We start from the raw sequence: 25,337 nt of genomic DNA, 5'->3' as shown, positions 1-25,337 counted from the left end.
CGTGAAAAATAAGAGGTAAGAATACTCATGAATACAGCAAACGCTACATACCTAACCAGACAAAAGGCCCAACAGGTCGCCCAAGAAGAAGTGGTATTAAATGCCGCTTATATTAATGGCGACTGGATCGCTATTGACAGCCTCACTACCGATTCTGATAATAAAAATAGCCATGCCCTATATGACCCCAACTCAGGCGAAATAATTGCAACGACACGCTTATGTACTAGCGCTCATGTCGATGCAGCAGTCAGTGCCGCTGCTGCAGCTTATACTAGCTGGTCGCAGAGTGATGTGAGCGTACGCGCCCGTTATCTAAGCGCGATTGCAGCGTCTATGGAGCAGCAGTTTGATAAATTGGTTGGGCTATCGGTGCTAAACAACGGCAAGCCAATTGAGGAGGCCAAGATAGATGTTGGTGATGCGATTGCTTGCTATCGCTATTATGCCGATCTCATCACCGATCAGGCCACATGGTCTGAGGTATCCACGATCGAGTCGGGCATCAGGCTGCTAAAGACGTACGCGCCTGTGGGTATTTGTGCGCTGATTACCCCCTGGAACTTCCCGATGGTGACGACAGCTTGGAAGCTAGCACCGGCGCTAGCAGCGGGCTGTACGGTATTATTAAAGCCGTCTGAGGTGACACTGTTGCCAGAGCTGATGTTAGGCAACATCTTATCCCAGATAGGATTGCCCAAAGGTGTGGTAAATATCTTACCAGGAGCAGCTGAAGTGGGCGCTGCTATGAGCAGTCATCCACGGATTGATAAAGTCTCGTTTACCGGCAGTAATGCGGTGGGCGAAAAGGTCATGAATCAAGCAGCCAAAAACGTCAAAGACATCAGCCTAGAGCTGGGCGGAAAATCTGCCATCGTGGTATGCGCAGATGCTGACATTGATCACGCTTGTGATTTGATTATTGGCGGTATATTTACTAACGCGGGTCAAATATGTTCAGCAACTTCACGCCTGATCGTTCACCAAAGTATAGCCAAGTCGCTATTTGAGACCTTAAAAGTAAAAACGACAAATCTACAAATCGGTGACGGTTTTGATACCGATACGCAAATGGGTCCACTGGTAAGCAAGCAGCAACTAGACCAAGTCAAAAAATACGTTGATATTGCCACGACCGAGCAGCTCACGTGCTTAACGGGTGGCAAGATCATGGATAGCGCAGGATATTTTGCGACGCCAACCATCTATACAGACGTGCCAACGACCAGTCAGTTATGGATAGAGGAAGTGTTTGGTCCTGTATTGGTCAGTACAATTTTTACCGAAGCGTCAGAAGCCATTCGCTTAGCCAATGATAGCAAATTTGCCTTGGCAGCGACTATCGTGAGTGCCGATGAGACTGTAGCGCTAGAAATGGCACTACAAATCCAAGCAGGTCACTTTTGGATTAATGAGCAGCAAATCGTGTTGCCAGAAGCGGGCTGGGGCGGATTTAAGCAAAGCGGTATCGGCCGCGAGCTGGGCGGCGATGGTTTATCTGCTTACCAAAAGAGCAAGCACGTACTGCTGACACAATGAATGCTCACTGATTAGATTGCTTATGCTTCTATAAGATACTTTAGAGCCGTGCCCCTAGCTATATGGTGATTGATAGCTAGGGGCATTAGCATCTTATGTTCTATTGACTAATTTGTTTACTATATCAAGGTTGTTAACGTTATTAAAAGGCATTAACTTTACTGGAGGGCTCATTCAGGATAAAATTGAGCAATCATTCAAATTTATCGCCGTGCTCATTTTCATATGATGTCACGGCTTTTTACATGGGGCATAGTATGTCACGCAGCGCACTCTATAATCGTCAAGACGCTCTGGAGCGAGCATTACAGCTTTTTTGGCAAAAGGGCTTTCATGCCACTTCCCTAAAAGATATCGAACAAGCGCTCGATATGCGTCCAGGGAGTATTTATGCTGCTTTTGGCAGTAAAGATGGCCTGTTTCAAGAGGCGCTAGAATACTATGCCCGCCTAGGACTGACCGAGCTTGAGCGTGTATTGAGCCATCATCAAACGCCTTTATCAGGTTTGGCCGCTTATATCAGGCAGCTGGGCGGTATTCGTGATAAAGCATTGCCGAGCCGTGCTTGTATGCTGGTCAAAAGCTTGTTAGAGCTAGGCGCTCGTGAGCAGGCGGCACTAGAGAAAGTTGAGCTGCTACTGGTAGGGATGGAGACGCGATTTATAGAGTGCTTTAAAAAGGCTCAGCAGATAGGTGAGATAGACAGTCAGCTTGATGCAGTGAGGCTAGGACGACGACTACAGGCGGAGGTCATGGGTCTGCGTGCATTCGCACAGCGTGATGTCGATAGTGCGGCGATTCATAATCTTGCTGAGGATATGGCCTCATCTATAGAAGCGCTGCGACTCGATCATTCGTTAAAAGCCTAGCAGTGGATTATACCTCTCTATCGCTTCGAAGCCTCTAACTGCCTAAGGGTGTGGTAGCCGCCATGGATGCGGGTAAAGATCGTAATCGCGCAAGCAGTCGCAAAGATACTGGCAAGTAGCACAAAATGCTGTGGCCAAATACAAAAAGCGATAAATAGCGCGATGGTTTCGGTGCCTTCAGTGAGGCCGTTTAGATAGTAAAAGCTTTTGTACTTAAACTGAGGTTTATCCAATTTGAATTTTTCTGCGGCAATCGCAAATGCCAAAAAGCTCGACCCAGTTCCTATGAACGCCGCTAGCAATAACGCGCCTGCAATAGCGTTTTGTGCAGGATTGGCCAATATAAACCCAAGTGGCACGGCTGCATAAAATAAAAAATCGAGCGTAATATCCAAATAACCACCTGCGCTGGAGCTTTGTTGTGCATGACGTGCCAATGCGCCATCGAGACCATCAAAGAGTCGATTCACAATAATGGCTGCTAGTGCGCCATACCACAGCCCAAAGGCAATGAGTGGCAATGCTAGCATCCCAATCAAGAACCCAGCGACTGTCAACTGATCTGCGGTGACACCGCGTTGGTGCAAGATCACGACGACAGGACTCAATATCGGTTTGATAATAGGCGTAATAAATTTGTCTAGCATGCGATCTGCCTTTTGTATTTTGCTTATATAGTCAATCCAATATAAAAGCGTTACAGCGTTAACCTCGCTTGAAGTATGACACATACATCTGCACTCGGTTGCCTTGTACCACGCTTAAATTAGATTAACTATACTGTGTTTGGACGTTTGAGCATAATATCCAAGGCTATCGATCAAGGTGAATGATTTTGCCGCCTGCTGCTTCGGCATCGCTCTCATCATGTGTCACCATGATAGCAGGGAGCTTATACGTCTGTATTTGCTCAAACACCAGCTGGCGTGTGTCTTTTCTCAGCTGGGTATCAAGCTTGCTAAAGGGCTCATCAAGTAGTATGGCTTTGGGCGTGCCAAGTAAGGTCCTTAGTAATGCCACGCGTGCTTGTTGACCACCTGATAAGTTATCAGGATGCCGATCTCCCATACCTTCCAAACCCACTTGTGCTAACGCGTGCTCTATTTTTTCGAGTCGTTGCTTCTTACCACCATTTTTATTGTCTTTTGGCATCGCAAAAGCAATATTGCCTGCCACTGACAAATGCGAAAACAGCAGCGCATCTTGATACAGTACGCCAATACCGCGCATATGCGCTGGCAGGTGAGTAACGTCTTGGTCGTTTAGCCATACCGTACCAGTTGCCGTAAAATCCTTGGATAATGATCCTGTCAGCCAGTTCAGTAAGCTTGACTTCCCGCTACCAGAAGGCCCCATCACGGTGAGTATGTCGCCACCAGCGATATGCTCATCCATACTGAGTAATCGCTCGTTTTGACGAAACAGCTGCAAGTCTTTTATCTGTAAAGTTGATGGCATTGAGAACCCTTTATGTGCGTTTTTAACGACTAATATTTTTCATGAATATTGTTTTTGATGACCGTTTTTATGAACGATCAGACTGCTAGCGAGCGCCACTTCTAAAAAATAACTTTGGTAATATCCAAGCCAGTATAAAACCAATGAGCGGCAGCGCCATTTGTATGATGGCATAAACGGCACTGGTGCGCCTACTGGCACCGTTCGCGAGCGTGACTGCTTCTGTCGTTATTGTGGCGATACGACCGCCGCCTGCTAGTAATGTTGGTAGATACTGACCAAAACTAATCGCTAGACCAAGTGCGATAGCAATCAAAATCGGCGCAAACAATTGCGGCAGTTTGATTTGAAAGAATACCTTAATTGGTGCTGCACCTAGGCTGGCTGCCACATGGGCAAAGCGAGGATCTAGACGTCGATAGCTACTGGCAAGTGACAAAAACACATAAGGTAAGACAAATAATACATGCGCAAAGGCGACATTGAAAAATGCTGATTGGTAATTGAGTAATTGCTGCATCCACACCAAGCCAAACAAAAAAGCAATGCTTGGCACCAGTAGTGGTAAGTAAATAATCAAACTGGTCAAGTTTGAAAGATGCCTTGCACGCAACTGCTCAGCTTCTAAACACAATAGGGCAAGTACAATCGCAAATGCAGTGCTGACAAGACCGATAGTTAAGGTGTTAAAAAGTGGCGTATCCATCTGTGCAAAGGCACTATCAAAATGCAACCAGACAAGCTGCTCTGGTAGCATCGCTGGGAATCGCCAATAGCCAGCGATAGACCATAATGCCAGACCGATAAGTGAGAGCAGCATAAAACCGATAACAAAGACAGTAAGGGCACCAGTAATTTTCTGCCATACCGTATCCGCATATCGGCGTTTGCCATTTATCAAAGAAGCACCGCAGCACGCTTTGATGGCTTTTTCACTGCCCAACCAAAAAGCGACCAGTCCTGCCGTCAATGCTAGCTGTAATAGTGCCCCAGCAGAGGCCTTTATACGCAAGGTCAAATCCACATCATTGAACCAGTTCATGATAGAGACGGCGAGCGTGGGCGGGGTGTTAGGACCGAGTATCAATGGCATCTCGACGCTTGCACTGGCATAAGCGAGTACCGCCAATATGGGCAGACGTAAAAAAGGGTATAACAGAGGAAATACCGCCTTAAAAAAAGCAGTGATCGGGTAGTAGCCGAGATTGAGTGCGACTTTATATTGCTGTCGTAGCTTTTTACCAAGCTCAGGCTGTGCTAACGCGCCTAACGCCATTAATAACAAAAATGGTAGCTCTTTTAAGGTCAAGCCCAATACGATACTGATGCCATAAGGGTCATGTGGCAATATACCGTTTGGTGCCAACGCCCAGCCGCTGAGCCATGGAGAGATGAGCCTTGCAAACATCCCAGACGGCGCAATCAAAAACCCTACCGCAATAGCGGCTGCGGCATGAGGGATGACTAAGATAGGGCTTAGTAAGTGCTCAATACGTTGTAGCCAAATACTGTTAAAAAAGGCTGCCAATATCATCAGTGCGAGAATAAAAGCAAGTAGGGTGCTGATGAGTCCAGTAGCAACGCTCAAGGCTGCCATCTGAGTAAGTCCTGGCGTTTGCCAAAGCTCAGTAAACCCCTGTAAGTTAAGCGTGGTTCTATCGAGCGCAGGCACCCAGCCAAAAGCAGGCAACACCACACCAATCAGACCGCCCAATACAGGTAGTATCAATATCAAAACCAAGAGTTTCGGACTCAACGTCACAATACGTGTAAACCAGTCTGTTTGCTCAAGGACAATAGGTTTGGCGCGCGCTTGCGTCTTTGCCATTTTATCAAAACCCTGACTCATGGGCTTACCCCGTAACGCATTTGCCAACCTTGCATAATGGCATCTACCCAGCTTGGATGCGGTTCACTTACCGTACGTGTGATGCTGTCAAAGGGTAGGGCACTTGGGTGTGTTTGCTTACTATCAAACAATGCTTGTTGCTCAGGACTGAGCGTCGACTGGACCAATACCGTTTTGTCACCCCACACGGCAGGGGTTTGCTTATGTGCCTGCGCCTCTGGACTCATCAAAAAGTTAGCGACCAGCTGCGCGGCTTGTGGGTGGCTTGTATTATAGGGAATGGCAACAAAGTGCGTATTACTCAAGCTACCATCACTCATGGCGTAACTGCGTATGCTTTTGGGCAGATCAAACCGTTGGACGGCGGCAGGCACTTCAGGCGCTGAGAAGGTAAAGGCTAAGCTCAGCTCGGTATCATCGACCAAACGGCGCATCTGTGCCCCTGTCTGTAAAAACTGCTCACCATCACGCCACAGCGTTGGATGAAAGTCATTCAAAAATGCCCATAGCGGATCTAGTACAAGCGCGGTGTTTTGTTCAGTGGCAGGCAGGTTTAATTGTGCTTTGGTGTTTTGACCGGTCTCAGCATTGTGCTGCTCATGGAGCATGACCAACGCATATTTTAAAAAGCTCATACCCAAAAAATCAGGCGGCTTTGGGTAGCTAAAGCGTCCAGGATTCTGTGCTGTCCAAGTGCTGAGTTCATCAAGGGTGGTCGGCGGTGTATTGACAGAAAGACTGTCATAATAAAAGGTTAGTGACGCCTGTCCCCAAGGGGCTTCCATACCATCGGTTGGTACACCAAAATCATAATTGACTGTCGGATTATTATTGGGATCGGTTAATGAGAAATTTGGCAGTTTATTTGCCCATTGCTTGAGTAACAATGAGTTTTCACTCATGGTGGCAAAGTTAGCGCCATTAATCCATACCAGATCAACACTGCCCTGATCGTTATTGTTGGCTGACTTTTCTGCGAGTACACGGCTGACAGCCTCACTGGTATCGCTCAGTTTGACATGGACTAAGTTGATATCATATTTATCATCAACCTGCTTGGCCGCCCACTGTAAATAAGCATTGATCTGTGGATCGCCGCCCCACGCATAAAAATAAACGTCTTGGTTCTTACCTTGCGCCTCTATTTGTTGCCATGGCGATAACGCTTGGTCACTCGTGGTGCTGTTGGTTGATGCGGTACTGGCAGAAATACCAATACAAATGCCAAGCATCGCTGCATAAGCACTGCATCTTGTGAAGCGTCTTAGCATCAGTAGAGAAGAGGTTGGGTCCATTGAAGCTTCCATTATGCTTATATGTCTGAGTTGAGCTGATAAAAACTATTAGGGACGCGCCCTAGCTCAACCAGATGATCTCAGGCTTGTTTTGTCAATTAGGTCATTCAATGGCCATACAGGCGGCTAACCACGACGCCATGTGTGATATTTCTCTAACCAGTTCAATACGGTTTCAGGGGCGTGGTTGCGTTTCCATTCGCCAGCAACATATTTGTTACCCTCTGCCCATGTTGGGTAGGTGTGAATAGTACCAAGTATTTTGTTCAGTCCCAAGCCATGTTTCATTGCGAGTACAAATTCGCTCATCAAATCACCAGCGTGCTCGGACACTATCGTAACCCCTAGGATTTTGTCTTTACCTTTGGGTGTAATGACTTTAATAAAGCCTTTGGCAGCGCTATCAGTGATCGCACGATCTAATTCTTCAAAGTCGTAGCGCGTCACTTCAAAATCAATGCCTTTATCGATTGCTTCTTGCTCGTTCAAACCCACGCGAGCGACTTCTGGATCAATAAAGGTCGTCCATGGAATCACTCGGTAATCAACTTTGAACTTCTTAAAGTGACCAAACAAGCCATTGACCGCAGCATACCACCCTTGATGTGAGGCGACATGTGTGAACTGATAAGGTCCAACAATATCGCCTGCTGCATAAATATTAGGATACAGCGTTTCTAGGTATTCATTGGTAACCACCGTACGATCTGTCTCGATACCGAGTGCTTCTAGTCCATAACCTTCAAGACGGGCGCTACGACCGACTGCACACAGTAGCTCATCGTACTCAAGCGCCATCTCTGGTTGTAGATTTTCTTGTAGGCCTTTTTGCTGACTGCTTTGATCCTCATCACCCAGCTGCTGAACGATAATGTACTTTTTGCCATCACGAATCTCGCAGCGAACCGCTTGATGTGATGTCAAAACCGTGACACCGCTGGCCTCTAGTGCGTTTTGAGCAAACTCGGAGACTTCCTCATCTTCTTTTTTCATAAGACGTGTGCTGCGTTCGATTTGGGTGACGTCTGAGCCTAGACGCGCAAATGCTTGTGCCAGCTCAGAGCCAATAGGACCACCACCTAACACAACGAGCTTTTTGGGTGTCTCATCAAGCGTTGCAAATTTCTCCCACAAAGTATCGCTGGTGACATAACCTGTCTCCTCAATACCTGGAAGCGGCGGGACAAAGGGACGTGCACCAGTGGCAAGTACAATAGTGCGTGCCGTGAGCGTCTGAGTGCCACCATCATTGAGGGTGACCTCTACTGTCCATGGATCGATCAGTTTGGCATACCCTTTTAGAACTTCAACGCCCAGATCAGTGTAGCGCTCGACGCTATCGTGCGGTGCAATCTCCGCGATGACATCGTGCACGCGCGCCATGACTTTTTTGAATGAAAAATGCGGCGTGGTGTTCTCAAGACCATACTTCTCACCATCACGCATCTGCTCTGCGACTTTTGCACTTTTAATAATGGCCTTGCTTGGGACACAGCCATAGTTCAAGCAGTCCCCGCCCATCTCTCCTGCCTCAATCAGGGTGACTTTTGCCCTGACGGTCGCGGCGATGTAGCTGGTCACTAGACCGCCTGCACCTGCACCGATGACGATCATATTGCGATCGAATGTTTTGGGCTTATTGTAGTTCTTATAGACGCGTCTTTTTTTGAACATATTTATCACTCCTTTTGCGATCAATGGGAACAAGCCCAATAGCGCAAATGAGAGGATCAAATCGAATGATAAGATCCCTGATAGACTATCAATTTGTGCCAACTGTGTCCCTGCATTTACAAAAACAAAAGTACCAGCAAGCATACCGATTTGGCTAACCCAATAGTAAGTCCATGACTTGATAGCGGTAACGCCCATCAACAGATTAATCAAAAAGAACGGAAATATCGGTACCAATCGCAAGGTAAATAAGTAAAACGCGCCTTCTTTTTCAACGCCTTTATCAATTGCTGCCAGGCGCTCAGGAAAGCGCTGCTTGATGGTATCGCGCAGCAGATAACGTGAGGTCAAAAAAGCGAGCGTTGCACCGATAGTAGAGGCAAATGAGGCAATCAGTAAGCCCTGAACCAAGCCGAACAGTGCTCCCGCTGCTAAAGTTAAAATAGCAGCGCCTGGTAAGGATAGGGCAGTGACGACTACATAGAGTAAGAAGAACCCACCGATAACCAGTAACGGGGACTGTGCCTTATACTCATTGAACTGAGACATCGACCCTTTTAAGCCGTCAAGCGTCAGTAATTGGTTGAGGTCAAAATAAAAAAAGCTTGCCGCTAGTATCAATATTAATAGTATTAAAAATATTCTCTTAATCATGAGTGATCCGGCCCAATAGTGTGGCGAAGGCTAAAGTCGTCGTCATTGCACTATGAGTAGTGTCATGACGTGATGGTAGTAATTGTATAGAGCTACTGCGCTGAACGGTTTACTGGTATGCCTGAGACAAAACGTAAAACCTCAGAACTATAGTATATGACCTGCAACCTGCTGTCTGGTATTTATATTATTTGGTAATTATAGAGTCTAACAGCAGATGCAACCAAAAATTATGCCACAGCAGCGTTTTTGCCCAGTGTCCAAGTGTCATAGTCTCTCATCAAGAACAGTACCAAGCAAGCAGCTAGCATCGGCCATGCGGCAAAGAACAGCAAGTTGTCAAAGGGTTGAAGATAAAGATGGAAGGTGGCAAAGGTCGAGGCAGCATGGAGCAATAAAATAATACCGTATGTCCATTTTTTGAATAAACCCGCGACAAATAACAATATGAGAATGATCTGCAAGCTAGCAACCGCATAAACCATACTAGTGCCCAAGTTTTCTAGAGCGTAAAACTTAGCAAATACATTGGCAGCATGCTCAGGGTTTACGAATTTGTCTAGTGTCCAAACAAGAAAGACAATAAAAACACCCAGTCGAAGTAATAGTAATGAGAGAGGTAAGTGTTTTGGCATGAGTGATCTCTTCTGAGAAAGGGTGAAAGTGAATTAAAAACGATATAAACACAGCTATATAGGTAATCTACGTAGATGATGACAGTGCAAATATCTGCTATTACATGTCAATAGACATAGTCGACATACTTATATATTTGAGTGATTACTCAAATATAAATAAAAGATTACCGCTGAATACCTTAAAATCGCATTGTAGTGGTTATTGAATGACTGTTCAAGCTTATACATTCATAATATGGTATTTATAGGGCTTGGTTACTTTTTTCGACCAAACCAGCAATAGTCGCTTAAAGAAGTATAACCACTTATAGGTGCTGTTTTCTTGATTGTAGACAATGCATTTCCAAGCAGTTTGGTAAGCGAATGTCTACGCCACCTGACTCTAGATAGCAAAACCCCTTCATAGAACAATGATTCTATGAAGGGGTTTTGACTATAAACTTATCTAAGCAGTACAGCAGTAAAAAGATACCTACCACATCAAATCGTCTGGAATCACATAAGCGGCGTAAGGATCATCTTCTTCTAGTACTTCTTCAGCGGTGTCATTAGACACGACCATGAAGCCTTCCATTTTTGTATCGATGCGATCTGCCAATGGACGAGGAAGTAGGGCGTAGCTGTCTTCTAGTCGTGCGATCACGACATGACCTGCTACGATCTGATCATACAGCTTCTGTGTGATAGCAATTTTCTTTACTTTAGACTCATCGACGAACTGATAGCTGACCTCACCATCTGTATCCGCTATTTGATGCTGCTTAATCATTTGGATGATATTAGCCTTTAATGCTTTTTCTTCTAGCGCTTGCTGTTTTTGTTGATTGAGCTGCTGATCTTTTTCAAGCTTTTTTGCTTGGGCATCTGCCAGCGCTTTTTTGGTCTCTAGACTTTCTGAGTCGCCAGTACGCTTGGCATGCTGAGTTTGCTTGCTGATTTTTTTGGCTTTTTTACTATCGACCAATCCAGCCTTTAATAGTTGAGCCTGTAGGGCGTTTTTTGCCATAATTTAATCACCTAAATAACGATACGTAAGTCTTAAATGCTGAATCATAAATACTAAAGGAGGTATTGTAGCAAACTTTAGTAGCGCTTGTGGTTACGCACTGGCTGAAACCGTCCAAATTGGTTATCATCGAATTAAGGGATAGCGTTCTTGACGCTTTCTCACGTATACAGGGCGTAGGTTGGCGGTATATGCCAAGCTATATAAGAATAAATAACACAATCTAAGGATGGATTATGACAACCTCACAGCATATTTTAGCTTGTATTGACGGCTCAGCAGTGACCGAATCAGTTTGTGACTATGCAGCATGGTATGCCAGCAGACTGAACCTACCTGTTGGGCTATTACATGTCAGCGATGTACCCGCCTCAGTCAGACGTGACTTGTCAGGGGCGATAGGGGTAAACAGCCGCCAGTTTTTGCTACAAGAGTTGTCGCAATTAGATGAGCAAAGAGCAAAGGTCGTTAATAGCTATAGCAATGCCTTGGTACAAGACGCAAAAAGTCATATCCAAAATCACTTCGCCGATGTCAATGTGCGCGTGTATCAGCGCCACGGTAAGCTGTTGCCTAGTATTGAACACTTCAAAACAGAAAACCGTGCAATCGTGATGGGACGGCGCGGTGAAGATCATAAAAACAGCCGAATCAATATTGGTAGCCAAATCGAGACGGTGGCTCGTGGATCGGACATACCCATACTGATCTGCTCAGAGACCTTTGAGATACCCAAGTCCTATATGATTGCGTTTGATGGGAGTAAAACCTCCATCAAAGCGGCATGGATGGTAGCAAAAAGCCCTTTATTAAAAGGCTTGAAAGGTCATATCGTGATGGTGGGTAATCATAATGAGGCTGCCAAGCAAAGTATGAGCGGCGCCGCGGCTGAGCTAGAGGACGCAGGCTTTGTGGTTGAAGCACATCACTCATCTGCTGCTGACACTGTTGATGGGTTATTATCATTTCAAGTGGATAATAATATCGATATTATGGTGGTAGGTGCCTACGGACACTCTAAGTGGCAGCAGCTATTCCTTGGGAGCACCACGACAGAAATCATAGCCAGTACGTTGTCACCTGTCATTTTAGTGCGTTAATTGGTATGTCAGTAAGTCCTTGCTGCTTTTTTTTGTTAGGCTGCTTGTTTCTTTATTAGCGAGACACTAGATTAAGCTCACACAAGCTTTTGCTAGGCTATTGGTCTAAGCACATATGGTCTACGCACATAGTGTCATCGTTCACTATTCATTGTCATAAGCGGTTATCTAGCGCGCCAGATAACCGCTTGAGTTGGATGATGAGTGATTCAGCAACTTCACATTATCCTAGGAATACTTTATGCGTATCAATGCAGATTTCTCATGCCGTGCTGCCCTTACACCTGCAAACCATCAATGGGTACAGTCGCCTCAGAGCGGCGTAGAGCGTGTCATGCTAGACCGCGTGGGTGAAGAAAAAGCCCGTGCAACCAGTCTTGTGCGCTATGCACCGAACTCTTATTTTCCGCATCATATGCATCCGGGCGGAGAAGAGATTCTAGTACTGTCAGGAACATTTTCTGCAGACGACACACATTATCCAGCAGGGTGGTACTTACGTAACCCGCCAAACTCAGGTCACAAACCCTATAGCGATGAAGGCGCGGTGATCTTTGTTAAACTGCGACAAATGACATCTGATGAATCAAATCATGTGGCTATCGACACTCAAGATAGGACCAATTGGCAGCGACAAGGCAACCGTGATGTCTGTCCTCTTTTTTCAAATGGGACTGAGCAGGTGAGCTTGCTACGTATAGACGCTGGCGAGTTGCTATTTACTGATCTTGTCAGCGGCGGTGCAGAGTTGTTAGTGTTGGCAGGTGAGCTGCTAGACGAGGGACAAGTATATCAGCGTGATGGGTGGATACGTCTACCTACAGACAAATATGCACAGACCAAGGCAGGACCAAAGGGTGCTACGATATATCTAAAGATGGGGCACCTTAGCCAAGTGGTGGGTTCAGAAATAGACAATACCTAAAAAAATCGTTCTGGAAGCATATTACCCACATAAACGACCAGCGAGCAAAATAGTTGACACACTAATTTTCTATATTTGATGTGTCAACTATACGGCAAGCGATGTCTTAAAAATCGACTTTGTACTCATAACTCTGTGTCGATAAAACACTTCCTCGTATAGTAGTATCAGCCCCTCTATCTGCAGTCATAACTACAGTTTCTCTAGCTCGCGCTCTGTTCAATATCACTCCAGCACATTCACAAATTATCAAGCAGCAATATCTGAAATAAGATAGGCCTACTATCGTCTTGCAAAAATAAGCCATCCATATAGTATCCCATGCCGTTGAGCACATCAGACCCTACTAATAGTCTAAGACGCCTATCAGTGTTTTAAAAATACTTATAGGTATAAAACAGACAAGGAATAAATACCATCTGAAAGTAGCCTACTTGTGTCGGCTAGTATTTATGGCATCATTCCAAAAATCCTATAGGCTTTTCGTTGAAATAAATAGATTTGATTATATCTTGAATAAATAACCGAATATTAATGAGTATTTGATTTATAAAATTTATTTTCAAGAAAAAATTGTAAAAAATTCGCATTATTTAATAGAAGTTAAAAATAGTTATGCGTATTCATAAACAGTACTTATTTTTAGTTTTATAATGATTAAGTGTGCTGATACAAAGAGTTAGCCACATCTAGATAGCATCAAAAACATCAAAAGTTAAGAGCTTTATAATGAGGATTATAGGATATATATTTGTGTCAAGTTAGAAAACTTCAGATTGAGTATGATAAAATCCATAAAAGATACAGGCACTTAGAGGGATTTTGTAACTAGAAATGCGTCAACTCGATTTTTCCTTACTTTGAGAAGGCGTTTCACTTGGGAGTAGAACTGTCATGATTATAAATACTTAGCAGTGACTTTTACATGCTGAAACATTGTTTACATTTAGATAAAAATATAAGTGTTGATATGTATATATAAAAAGCTAATATGGTAACAGTAGTACAAAATTTATGGCTTAATATTTTTTATAACAAGAATGATTATTTTAATAATATTTCTACAAACATATAATGATTTTGAAAGTTTATCTTAAAAATCAAACGTTAATAAATTAAGTGATTTATCTATAGGAGGTCAATTGCTATGAATAGCATAACCGTACTATTATCGGCTAAACCAGCCAATTTAGTAGGTTGCCAGATTATCAAGGCTGCTCAAATGCTGTTTGCCTGTAGCATTACTCCTTCGCTAACGTTAGTTAGCATAGTAACCGATAACATCGCTCTTCGTTCCAAAGAGCATCAATATATCCCTCGTATAACACCGCACTTGCAGGTTTACTTACCCAAAGTAAAGCCCTCTATCGTCCAGCGCACAACACCTGATAAGAACATGTTATTAAAAAATGTGGCTCACTCCATCATCGGTGGTCTCTGTAGTATATTTACTGTTCTGAATAAGTCTATATATGGTCAAACACCATACAGCCAAGAAACCAAAAGCCACAAACCCAATCTCTTTCAATTTCATGCTGACAACATCTTAGTAAAACGAGATGACGTAGAGGCTATGCACCTCAGTATCATGAGTTGCATCAATGCTATGTCAATCACTACTGGTGATACTGAGCATGTCTTCCAAACCATTATCCAGCTATCGCTATCAAAAATTAAGGACAACAAAATTCACTTATGATTCTAGATTGCAACCTAGTTTAGAATTCTTTAATCAAGGATGATTCTATGAAAACTATAACCGTTAAGGCCAACAATCAAGTAGGGACAGTTGCTGAACACACTGTGATCACACAAAACAATATACCCACAGTCATACAAGCTACTGACAAAACGAATTATGAGATTTTTGATGTAGCAGCTGGACGAGCGCCCAGTAATATTGTCACTAAGCGTGTGAGTAAAGACCTACATGTTTCTTTTGAGAATAATAGCCAGAACCCTGATCTGATTATTGAAGGGTTCTACGATATTGACAGCGCGCTCGTCGGTGCTGCTGGAAATGGAAATTACTATTATTACCTTCCTGATACAGGTGACGTGACTGACTACGTTACTGAGATGCAGGTAGGCGAGGTGCAAAGTCACTCTCTGGGCGGAAATGCGTATTCAAGTCCTTGGTGGATAGGGGCAGCGGATGCTGAAGGGTTTGCTGTACTACCATGGCTCATTGGTCTTGCAGGGGCAGGAGCCGCAGCAGCGGCTTTAGGAGGAGGGAGTAGTAATAATAACGATGATAATTCAGAAGTAGACACTACCGCCCCTGATGCCCCAAGTATTGATGCTTTCGACGGTACGACCGTTACAGGTAGTGCTGAGCCTGGCAGTCGCGTAGATATCTTAGATGCAGATGACAATATCATTGGTACGGGAGCAGCAGATGCTACCACAGGTGTCTACGAGGTCACTCTTGATACACCGCTTGCCAATGGTGAGACGATTAACGCCATTGCTACCGATGCGGCAGGTAATACCTCAGCAGAGTCTGATCCAATAAATGCTCCTGACACTACCGCCCCTGATGCCCCAAGTATTGATGCTTTCGATGGTACGACCGTCACAGGTAGTGCTGAGCCTGGCAGTCGCGTAGACATCTTAGATGCAGATGACAATGTTATTGGTACAGCAATAGCAGATGCTACCACAGGTGCCTACGAGGTAACTCTTGATACACCGCTTGCCAATGGTGAGACGATTAATGCCATTGCTACCGATGCGGCAGGTAATACCTCAGTAGAATCTGATCCAGTAAACGCCCCCGACACTAATGCTCCTGATGCTCCAAGTATTGATATTGGTAATGGTGACGCCTTGATCACCGCTGATGAGATTAGTGATGATCAAGTCACTGTCTCTATTGGTTTACCAGATAGTGCTTCTGTAGGTGACACTGTTACTGTTAATGGTATCGACCAGCTAATAACCGATGATGACATCGTAAATGGTATGGCAACCGTAACTATTGATGCACCACTAGAAGGTCAATCACTGCAAGTCACTGCCAGTATCACAGACATAGCTGGAAACGAGTCGACGGCTGTTACAGTTAATGCTACTCGAGACACAGATGATGCGCCTGAAGCGCCAGACGGTGTAGCTATCGGTAACGGAGATGTCTTTATCACAGCTGACGAGATAGAGGGCAATCAGGTAGATGTTATTGTTGATTTGCCAGAGAGTTCGAGTGTTGGTTATACCGTGATTGTCAACGGTGTCGAAAAAGTTTTGTCTAATGACGATATTGAAGCTGGTAATGTTGAGGTGGAAATACCTGCACCAGAGGAAGGAGCTGCATTAGAGGTTTCTGTCAGGATCGAAGATACGGCTGGTAATATCTCCCCTGCTGTAACGGCCAACGCTATTCGAGACACCACAGCGCCTGACACACCGCTTGCAGCGCCAGTCATCACCGACAACGTAGATGGCAATGGCGATTTGCTTGATCCTGCCGAAACCATCCCTGATGATGGCATCACCAACGACAACACCCCAGGTGTGGTCATACCAGATGATGAATTGGCTAACGGCACACCGACATTGTTGGTCGATGGCGAGGCCGTACCAGCCACCTTAGTGGATAACACCCTAACGCCTGACACCCCACTTGCTGATGACACCTATGACATCAGCTACACCATTACAGATGCTGCCGGTAACGTGAGTGCCGCGTCTCCTGCGACCACCATAACGGTAGATACCGTGGCTCCTGGCGGCGAAGCAGATGCCGCTATCGCAGCACCAGTCGTGGTCATTGACGACGAAGCGGATGATGGGGTCAATGCAGAAGAGTTTGCAGATGGTGTTCAAACCCAAGTGACCCTGCCATCTGGCACCGTTGCAGGCGATACAGTAACCTTGACAGTAACCCCTGATGGTGGCGATCCGATCACCGTTGAGTACGAAGTGACTGAAGATGACCTTGATGCCAACGCTGGTAACGGTATTGCTGACGTGACCATTGCAAATGATGCAGACGATGGCATCACTGCCGATGGTGAGTATAGTGTGACCGCCACCGTAACCGACGCGGCTGGTAACGTGAGTGCGCCTAGTAACGCGGTGAGCTTTACCGTTGACACCACAGCGCCTGACACACCGCTTGCAGCGCCAGTCATCACCGACAACGTAGATGGCAATGGCGATTTGCTTGATCCTGCCGAAACCATCCCTGATGATGGCATCACCAACGACAACACCCCAGGTGTGGTCATACCAGATGATGAATTGGCTAACGGCACACCGACATTGTTGGTCGATGGCGAGGCCGTACCAGCCACCTTAGTGGATAACACCCTAACGCCTGACACCCCACTTGCTGATGACACCTATGACATCAGCTACACCATTACAGATGCTGCCGGTAACGTGAGTGCCGCGTCTCCTGCGACCACCATAACGGTAGATACCGTGGCTCCTGGCGGCGAAGCAGATGCCGCTATCGCAGCACCAGTCGTGGTCATTGACGACGAAGCGGATGATGGGGTCAATGCAGAAGAGTTTGCAGATGGTGTTCAAACCCAAGTGACCCTGCCATCTGGCACCGTTGCAGGCGATACAGTAACCTTGACAGTAACCCCTGATGGTGGCGATCCGATCACCGTTGAGTACGAAGTGACTGAAGATGACCTTGATGCCAACGCTGGTAACGGTATTGCTGACGTGACCATTGCAAATGATGCAGACGATGGCATCACTGCCGATGGTGAGTATAGTGTGACCGCCACCGTAACCGACGCGGCTGGTAACGTGAGTGCGCCTAGTAACGCGGTGAGCTTTACCGTTGACACCACAGCGCCTGACACACCGCTTGCAGCGCCAGTCATCACCGACAACGTAGATGGCAATGGCGATTTGCTTGATCCTGCCGAAACCATCCCTGATGATGGCATCACCAACGACAACACCCCAGGTGTGGTCATACCAGATGATGAATTGGCTAACGGCACACCGACATTGTTGGTCGATGGCGAGGCCGTACCAGCCACCTTAGTGGATAACACCCTAACGCCTGACACCCCACTTGCTGATGACACCTATGACATCAGCTACACCATTACAGATGCTGCCGGTAACGTGAGTGCCGCGTCTCCTGCGACCACCATAACGGTAGATACCGTGGCTCCTGGCGGCGAAGCAGATGCCGCTATCGCAGCACCAGTCGTGGTCATTGACGACGAAGCGGATGATGGGGTCAATGCAGAAGAGTTTGCAGATGGTGTTCAAACCCAAGTGACCCTGCCATCTGGCACCGTTGCAGGCGATACAGTAACCTTGACAGTAACCCCTGATGGTGGCGATCCGATCACCGTTGAGTACGAAGTGACTGAAGATGACCTTGATGCCAACGCTGGTAACGGTATTGCTGACGTGACCATTGCAAATGATGCAGACGATGGCATCACTGCCGATGGTGAGTATAGTGTGACCGCCACCGTAACCGACGCGGCTGGTAACGTGAGTGCGCCTAGTAACGCGGTGAGCTTTACCGTTGACACCACAGCGCCTGACACACCGCTTGCAGCGCCAGTCATCACCGACAACGTAGATGGCAATGGCGATTTGCTTGATCCTGCCGAAACCATCCCTGATGATGGCATCACCAACGACAACACCCCAGGTGTGGTCATACCAGATGATGAATTGGCTAACGGCACACCGACATTGTTGGTCGATGGCGAGGCCGTACCAGCCACCTTAGTGGATAACACCCTAACGCCTGACACCCCACTTGCTGATGACACCTATGACATCAGCTACACCATTACAGATGCTGCCGGTAACGTGAGTGCCGCGTCTCCTGCGACCACCATAACGGTAGATACCGTGGCTCCTGGCGGCGAAGCAGATGCCGCTATCGCAGCACCAGTCGTGGTCATTGACGACGAAGCGGATGATGGGGTCAATGCAGAAGAGTTTGCAGATGGTGTTCAAACCCAAGTGACCCTGCCATCTGGCACCGTTGCAGGCGATACAGTAACCTTGACAGTAACCCCTGATGGTGGCGATCCGATCACCGTTGAGTACGAAGTGACTGAAGATGACCTTGATGCCAACGCTGGTAACGGTATTGCTGACGTGACCATTGCAAATGATGCAGACGATGGCATCACTGCCGATGGTGAGTATAGTGTGACCGCCACCGTAACCGACGCGGCTGGTAACGTGAGTGCGCCTAGTAACGCGGTGAGCTTTACCGTTGACACCACAGCGCCTGACACACCGCTTGCAGCGCCAGTCATCACCGACAACGTAGATGGCAATGGCGATTTGCTTGATCCTGCCGAAACCATCCCTGATGATGGCATCACCAACGACAACACCCCAGGTGTGGTCATACCAGATGATGAATTGGCTAACGGCACACCGACATTGTTGGTCGATGGCGAGGCCGTACCAGCCACCTTAGTGGATAACACCCTAACGCCTGACACCCCACTTGCTGATGACACCTATGACATCAGCTACACCATTACAGATGCTGCCGGTAACGTGAGTGCCGCGTCTCCTGCGACCACCATAACGGTAGATACCGTGGCTCCTGGCGGCGAAGCAGATGCCGCTATCGCAGCACCAGTCGTGGTCATTGACGACGAAGCGGATGATGGGGTCAATGCAGAAGAGTTTGCAGATGGTGTTCAAACCCAAGTGACCCTGCCATCTGGCACCGTTGCAGGCGATACAGTAACCTTGACAGTAACCCCTGATGGTGGCGATCCGATCACCGTTGAGTACGAAGTGACTGAAGATGACCTTGATGCCAACGCTGGTAACGGTATTGCTGACGTGACCATTGCAAATGATGCAGACGATGGCATCACTGCCGATGGTGAGTATAGTGTGACCGCCACCGTAACCGACGCGGCTGGTAACGTGAGTGCGCCTAGTAACGCGGTGAGCTTTACCGTTGACACCACAGCGCCTGACACACCGCTTGCAGCGCCAGTCATCACCGACAACGTAGATGGCAATGGCGATTTGCTTGATCCTGCCGAAACCATCCCTGATGATGGCATCACCAACGACAACACCCCAGGTGTGGTCATACCAGATGATGAATTGGCTAACGGCACACCGACATTGTTGGTCGATGGCGAGGCCGTACCAGCCACCTTAGTGGATAACACCCTAACGCCTGACACCCCACTTGCTGATGACACCTATGACATCAGCTACACCATTACAGATGCTGCCGGTAACGTGAGTGCCGCGTCTCCTGCGACCACCATAACGGTAGATACCGTGGCTCCTGGCGGCGAAGCAGATGCCGCTATCGCAGCACCAGTCGTGGTCATTGACGACGAAGCGGATGATGGGGTCAATGCAGAAGAGTTTGCAGATGGTGTTCAAACCCAAGTGACCCTGCCATCTGGCACCGTTGCAGGCGATACAGTAACCTTGACAGTAACCCCTGATGGTGGCGATCCGATCACCGTTGAGTACGAAGTGACTGAAGATGACCTTGATGCCAACGCTGGTAACGGTATTGCTGACGTGACCATTGCAAATGATGCAGACGATGGCATCACTGCCGATGGTGAGTATAGTGTGACCGCCACCGTAACCGACGCGGCTGGTAACGTGAGTGCGCCTAGTAACGCGGTGAGCTTTACCGTTGACACCACAGCGCCTGACACACCGCTTGCAGCGCCAGTCATCACCGACAACGTAGATGGCAATGGCGATTTGCTTGATCCTGCCGAAACCATCCCTGATGATGGCATCACCAACGACAACACCCCAGGTGTGGTCATACCAGATGATGAATTGGCTAACGGCACACCGACATTGTTGGTCGATGGCGAGGCCGTACCAGCCACCTTAGTGGATAACACCCTAACGCCTGACACCCCACTTGCTGATGACACCTATGACATCAGCTACACCATTACAGATGCTGCCGGTAACGTGAGTGCCGCGTCTCCTGCGACCACCATAACGGTAGATACCGTGGCTCCTGGCGGCGAAGCAGATGCCGCTATCGCAGCACCAGTCGTGGTCATTGACGACGAAGCGGATGATGGGGTCAATGCAGAAGAGTTTGCAGATGGCGTTCAAACCCAAGTGACCCTGCCATCTGGCACCGTTGCAGGCGATACAGTAACCTTGACAGTAACCCCTGATGGTGGCGATCCGATCACCGTTGAGTACGAAGTGACTGAAGATGACCTTGATGCCAACGCTGGTAACGGTATTGCTGACGTGACCATTGCAAATGATGCAGACGATGGCATCACTGCCGATGGTGAGTATAGTGTGACCGCCACCGTAACCGACGCGGCTGGTAACGTGAGTGCGCCTAGTAACGCGGTGAGCTTTACCGTTGACACCACAGCGCCAGGTCAACCAACCGTGGTCATTGGTAATGGTGATGATTTAGTTAACGGCTTTGACTTAAACGACGATGGGTTAGTTGAGGTTACTGTGATCTTACCAGACAACGCTGAGGTTGATGACATTGTAACGGTCGATGGTATGGCGACTTTGATTACTCAAGATATGCTAGACAACGGGTATAACTTTGCGGTTGAAGTTCCACAACAAGGGGCAGTACTAACAGTTAACGCGAATGTGACTGATCAGGCGGGGAACGCTGGTCCGATAGGTAGCGACAGTGCTACAGTTGGTGATACCACGGCACCTGCGGTATTGATTCCTGAAGCACTTGATGGTGTCAATGCGGAAGAGTTTGCAGATGGCGTTCAAACCCAAGTGACCCTACCACCTGGCACTGTTGTAGGCGACACGGTGACCTTAACAGTGACGCCTGATGCTGGTAACCCTATTACCGTCGAATATCAAGTGACCGCAGCTGACCTTGATGTTAATGATGGAGATGGCATTGCTGAAATCACGATTCCAAATGGCGTTGATGGTATCAGTGATAATGGTGCCTATACGGTAGTTGCTACGGTGACAGATGCAAATGAAAATGTCAGTGCTCCGAGTGCTGCTGTCGAATTCGATCTTAATACGACCTTTACTGCCCGTGATGATCTGGATGATCTTGATTTAGGAGCGTTGCAAGTTACGTACTATGATCCGATCAGTGAATCTGACTTAGATGTTTTGGGAGTTGCTGAAGGTACTGGTGGTGCCGATAGCAGTCTTGGCTTTACCGTGAGTGCAGGTACAAATGGCACAGTCAGTATCGAAGTTAGTCAGACGGCATTAGTGACAGTAGCGGATGCAATTAATATAGAGGTTTATAATAGTAACAATGAGCTTGTTTACGTTGGCACTACTGGTAGTGAGCCATTGGTGGGTAATGTTATTGGAATCGAGTTATTGGGATTAACTGGCAATGATACATTGACTGCGACAGTTTCTGGTTTAGAACCAGATGAATATACTATTGTGGTGCGAAATAGTGAGAGCGCATTAGGGGCTTTAGTCAATGGTCTTACCTTAGCCGAGTTGGGTGAAGCAGGAGTTGTACTGGGTCCTGATAACCAAGAAGTTGTTTTTACCACAATCAATAATGCATTAGGTCCAGTTTTAGGAGGCACTGTTAATGGTCTTCTCAATATTGCATTAACTGCGGCTGGGGATGAAGGTTTAGGTCTCGATGCTGTAGTAGATATACTGGAAGATAATGTATTAGGATTAGGTGTTTTAGACCCATTACTTGATGACATTACTGCTGTGCTTCTTAGCAATACCCTAACCCTACTTGAAACCACAGATATTACAGCGACAGTAACTGAGTTTGATTATGCCGATGATACTGTCATTACTGGTAATGTGATTGATCCTGATGTATCGAGCTCAGGTGAGTTGGGCGAAGATACGGTAACAGTGGATACAGTACTGACTGATATCGATAGTAACGATAGCCAATCGGAACCTACCTCTGCGGTAGTCGATGGTACAACGGTGTTTACGATACAAGGTCAGTATGGTGTCTTAGTTATTGATGAAAATGGCGACTATACGTATACGGCAAATGGTGATTTTGCGTCGTCAGGTCAATCGGAGACATTTACTTATACAGTTTCTGATGGCGTTATTAGTGATACAGCAGAGCTGGTGATTAATCTTGATGCGGTCGTTGATATGACGCCACCAGAGTCCCCAACGATTGATGAGCCTATCGCTGGCGACAATATTGTTAATGGTACCGAAGCCGCAGCAAGTTTTGCTGTAACAGGTACGGGGGTTTCAGGCGACACAATTACGTTGACTGACGGCTCAAACAATATCTTAGGTACGGCTATTGTCGACGCAGCTGGTGACTGGAGTATCAATGTCGATGAGGCAGAAGTAAGGGCAATGGGTGAGGGTGCTGAGCAATTGAGTGCTACCGCAACAGACCCTGCTGGAAATACGGGCACCGCCGCGACTGCTACTATTACTGTTGATACGACTGTACCAATAGCGTTCGATAATGAGGTGACATTAGATATAGGTTTTGAGTCATCTACCACCAATGCACCTTTACAAAGTACTGAAGTGGGAGGGCTTCTCAATATCGGCGTGCTCGCAGATACCATTGACGTAGATTTACTGAGCGTTGATAACGCGCTGTCGTTCACTATGGCTGACAATACCACTCGCCAAGTAACCGTTGATGGCAGTGGGTCTGCTACACTGAGTCTAGGTGGACTTTTTGATCTCTTGGCTCTTGGAGATAATGATTTTGATCTTTTAGTCTATCGAGTAGAAGAAGACAGCTCTGAGGCTACGCTAACCTTTACGCAGGAGAATTGGCTTCAGGGTTCAGGTGTCTTGCCCGCTAGGTGGAGCGCAGATGATCTAGTTTTACCAGAGTTTCAAGATGGTGGCACATATTATGTGACGCTAGGTAACAGTAGCGGACTTTTAGATGCTTCATTATTAAGTAGCCTTACTATTCGTACCACCTCTGATGTCATTACCAACTATACGCCGCCTGATACAGTCAGTGCTTTCATAGGTGGAAATGTTATTACTGACATAGGTTCTGATGGTGCAGATACGATTACTTCTGGTACCGTTGTCTCATTAGTAGATGGTTTGCCTGTCGAGGTTGGTGGTAGTGCCATTGATGGTATATATGGCACACTTACTATCAATCCAGACGGTAGTTATAATTATGTTGCTGACGCGACATTTACAGGCACTTATGGTGATGTAGATAGCTTTGAGTATACGATCACTGCAGAGAATGGTGAGTCTTCTACTGCAAATCTGGATATTACGCTCGATTACAGTACCAATAGTGGAACGTTTGCTGCACGGAGCATATCGTTAGATGAAAGTTTCACACTTGCCATCGATGACACTATAGAATTATCTGATACGCTACTAACCACTTCGAGCGAAGGGATCGATACTCTAAGCTTTGAGGGTTCAGGTCAAATCATTAGCCTCTCTGACATGATGCAGCCTGATATCATTGATATTAGCGGTATTGGTGCGAATACTTTAAATATAGCAGACAAAGATGTTGAAGCCACTATCTATGTCAAAGGTGATAACGATGATACAGTCAATCTAGAAGGTGATAGTTGGACCAATACTGGACAGACTACCTCAGAAGGTGAGATGTATAACGTATGGCAGTCATCTAATGAGACACAGGTTCATATTGATACTGACATCGTCAATATTATCTAAGACTGGCTGATCTTATTTTAATGCACAGAACGCTTCCAAAATGGAGGCGTTTTTTACGACGTTTTTATAGATATTTTTGAGATAGAGTAAAGTATATTAGGCAATAAATATAATAGCCTGGTTTTTAAATAAGAAAGTAAAAAACCATAAGGCATAATTAAGACATGGACGAACAGAGAGCTACCTGATTGATGAATAGTTATTTCTTTCCAAAAATTGCTATGTCTTATAAAGTGCCGCAAACGATCTTATACGGATTTTTTATTCGTCAGCATTCGCTTAGAGAGCCAATCGATGATGTAGAGCGTGATTTATCAGGGATTGTTTGTTATCAACAAATATTGATAAATTCAGAAGGAATCTAGAGACGATATTTTGGGTGTATTTTTATTATGAAATGTTGGCTTTACGATTGTAAACTTAGAATAGGTGGTACTTATTTCAAGTGAGCAAAGTGAACTCAACAAAGAAAGCAGGTTTTAGTAAAAAAAAGCATATATGACTTAGCTTTACGTATGCATGAAACACTCAGAAATTCTGATTCGATATCGCATATGAATTGTTGCCTTATAGACTAAGGTCTAGTAAGGTTTAGTGCATAGATGTTATATACTTATTCAAGAGCATATCAATAAGAGCGTTCATTGAAAACTAATATGAAAAAATCGCCAAATAGAAAACAATTAACCAGCTGTCATGCAATGCATCACCTTATGA

The 25,337-nt window shown here is 46.3% G+C and carries 13 protein-coding genes; 6 read left to right on the top strand and 7 right to left on the bottom strand.

Annotated elements, in window-relative coordinates:
- Positions 1–27 precede the first annotated feature (27 nt).
- Together AC5JPY_RS02740 and AC5JPY_RS02735 are read left to right on the top strand one after the other, a co-directional pair.
- Positions 28–1,539 carry an aldehyde dehydrogenase family protein gene (locus AC5JPY_RS02740; protein ID WP_493852030.1) on the top strand — a complete coding sequence of 504 codons (1,512 nt, stop codon included), beginning with the start codon at positions 28–30 and terminating at the stop codon, positions 1,537–1,539.
- Positions 1,540–1,796: 257 nt separating this feature from the next.
- The gene (locus tag AC5JPY_RS02735) at positions 1,797–2,408 is read left to right on the top strand and encodes a TetR/AcrR family transcriptional regulator (RefSeq protein WP_493852029.1); all 612 of its coding nucleotides are present in this window, start codon (positions 1,797–1,799) and stop codon (positions 2,406–2,408) included.
- A gap of 17 nt (positions 2,409–2,425) precedes the next feature.
- On the opposite strand, the gene AC5JPY_RS02730 is transcribed toward AC5JPY_RS02735, so the two are convergent.
- The 7 genes from AC5JPY_RS02730 to AC5JPY_RS02700 all read right to left on the bottom strand — a co-directional run bounded on the left by AC5JPY_RS02730 (position 2,426) and on the right by AC5JPY_RS02700 (position 10,982).
- On the bottom strand, positions 2,426–3,055 hold the full coding sequence (locus AC5JPY_RS02730) for a CDP-alcohol phosphatidyltransferase family protein (protein ID WP_493852028.1): 630 nt from the start codon (positions 3,053–3,055) through the stop codon (positions 2,426–2,428).
- A 166-nt stretch (positions 3,056–3,221) separates the two neighbouring features.
- Positions 3,222–3,866 carry an ATP-binding cassette domain-containing protein gene (locus tag AC5JPY_RS02725; RefSeq protein ID WP_493852027.1) on the bottom strand — a complete coding sequence of 215 codons (645 nt, stop codon included), beginning with the start codon at positions 3,864–3,866 and terminating at the stop codon, positions 3,222–3,224.
- Positions 3,867–3,951: 85 nt separating this feature from the next.
- Positions 3,952–5,715 (bottom strand): ABC transporter permease, encoded by a 1,764-nt coding sequence (locus AC5JPY_RS02720; RefSeq protein WP_493852026.1) that lies wholly within the window; start codon positions 5,713–5,715, stop codon positions 3,952–3,954.
- Positions 5,712–7,010 (bottom strand): ABC transporter substrate-binding protein, encoded by a 1,299-nt coding sequence (locus AC5JPY_RS02715; protein ID WP_493852025.1) that lies wholly within the window; start codon positions 7,008–7,010, stop codon positions 5,712–5,714. Before AC5JPY_RS02715 ends, AC5JPY_RS02720 begins: the two co-directional genes overlap by 4 nt.
- Positions 7,011–7,136: 126 nt before the next feature.
- The gene (locus AC5JPY_RS02710; RefSeq protein WP_493852024.1) at positions 7,137–9,233 is read right to left on the bottom strand and encodes a dihydrolipoyl dehydrogenase family protein; all 2,097 of its coding nucleotides are present in this window, start codon (positions 9,231–9,233) and stop codon (positions 7,137–7,139) included.
- Positions 9,234–9,568: 335 nt separating this feature from the next.
- Positions 9,569–9,973: a hypothetical protein gene (locus AC5JPY_RS02705; protein WP_319052170.1), complete on the bottom strand. Its 405-nt coding sequence runs from the start codon at positions 9,971–9,973 to the stop codon at positions 9,569–9,571.
- Between the two features lie 475 nt (positions 9,974–10,448).
- Positions 10,449–10,982, bottom strand: coding sequence for a DUF2058 domain-containing protein (locus AC5JPY_RS02700; protein WP_319052171.1), 534 nt, complete (start codon positions 10,980–10,982; stop codon positions 10,449–10,451).
- Positions 10,983–11,218: 236 nt separating this feature from the next.
- Here AC5JPY_RS02700 and AC5JPY_RS02695 point away from each other — a divergent pair, with 236 nt between their 5' ends.
- The 4 genes from AC5JPY_RS02695 to AC5JPY_RS02680 all read left to right on the top strand — a co-directional run bounded on the left by AC5JPY_RS02695 (position 11,219) and on the right by AC5JPY_RS02680 (position 24,620).
- Entirely contained in the window at positions 11,219–12,082 is an 864-nt protein-coding gene (locus AC5JPY_RS02695) for a universal stress protein (protein WP_493852023.1), read from the top strand.
- Between the two features lie 241 nt (positions 12,083–12,323).
- Positions 12,324–13,007 carry a cupin domain-containing protein gene (locus AC5JPY_RS02690; RefSeq protein WP_493852022.1) on the top strand — a complete coding sequence of 228 codons (684 nt, stop codon included), beginning with the start codon at positions 12,324–12,326 and terminating at the stop codon, positions 13,005–13,007.
- Between the two features lie 1,147 nt (positions 13,008–14,154).
- Positions 14,155–14,706 carry a hypothetical protein gene (locus AC5JPY_RS02685; protein ID WP_493852021.1) on the top strand — a complete coding sequence of 184 codons (552 nt, stop codon included), beginning with the start codon at positions 14,155–14,157 and terminating at the stop codon, positions 14,704–14,706.
- A 47-nt stretch (positions 14,707–14,753) separates the two neighbouring features.
- Positions 14,754–24,620, top strand: coding sequence for an Ig-like domain-containing protein (locus AC5JPY_RS02680; protein ID WP_493852020.1), 9,867 nt, complete (start codon positions 14,754–14,756; stop codon positions 24,618–24,620).
- The last annotated feature ends 717 nt before the right edge of the window (positions 24,621–25,337 follow it).

The organism is Psychrobacter sp. H27 (assembly GCF_059072655.1).
This window is presented reverse-complemented; position numbering and strand designations above follow the sequence as displayed.

What these genes read in the sequence shown, in the direction of transcription:
- AC5JPY_RS02740 (WP_493852030.1), top strand. Translation starts at nt 28, where the DNA reads ATGAATACAGCAAACGCTACATACCTAACCAGACAAAAGGCCCAACAG.
- AC5JPY_RS02735 (WP_493852029.1), top strand. Translation starts at nt 1,797, where the DNA reads ATGTCACGCAGCGCACTCTATAATCGTCAAGACGCTCTGGAGCGAGCA.
- AC5JPY_RS02730 (WP_493852028.1), bottom strand. Translation starts at nt 3,055, where the DNA reads ATGCTAGACAAATTTATTACGCCTATTATCAAACCGATATTGAGTCCT.
- AC5JPY_RS02725 (WP_493852027.1), bottom strand. Translation starts at nt 3,866, where the DNA reads ATGCCATCAACTTTACAGATAAAAGACTTGCAGCTGTTTCGTCAAAAC.
- AC5JPY_RS02720 (WP_493852026.1), bottom strand. Translation starts at nt 5,715, where the DNA reads ATGAGTCAGGGTTTTGATAAAATGGCAAAGACGCAAGCGCGCGCCAAA.
- AC5JPY_RS02715 (WP_493852025.1), bottom strand. Translation starts at nt 7,010, where the DNA reads ATGGACCCAACCTCTTCTCTACTGATGCTAAGACGCTTCACAAGATGC.
- AC5JPY_RS02710 (WP_493852024.1), bottom strand. Translation starts at nt 9,233, where the DNA reads ATGTCTCAGTTCAATGAGTATAAGGCACAGTCCCCGTTACTGGTTATC.
- AC5JPY_RS02705 (WP_319052170.1), bottom strand. Translation starts at nt 9,973, where the DNA reads ATGCCAAAACACTTACCTCTCTCATTACTATTACTTCGACTGGGTGTT.
- AC5JPY_RS02700 (WP_319052171.1), bottom strand. Translation starts at nt 10,982, where the DNA reads ATGGCAAAAAACGCCCTACAGGCTCAACTATTAAAGGCTGGATTGGTC.
- AC5JPY_RS02695 (WP_493852023.1), top strand. Translation starts at nt 11,219, where the DNA reads ATGACAACCTCACAGCATATTTTAGCTTGTATTGACGGCTCAGCAGTG.
- AC5JPY_RS02690 (WP_493852022.1), top strand. Translation starts at nt 12,324, where the DNA reads ATGCGTATCAATGCAGATTTCTCATGCCGTGCTGCCCTTACACCTGCA.
- AC5JPY_RS02685 (WP_493852021.1), top strand. Translation starts at nt 14,155, where the DNA reads ATGAATAGCATAACCGTACTATTATCGGCTAAACCAGCCAATTTAGTA.
- AC5JPY_RS02680 (WP_493852020.1), top strand. Translation starts at nt 14,754, where the DNA reads ATGAAAACTATAACCGTTAAGGCCAACAATCAAGTAGGGACAGTTGCT.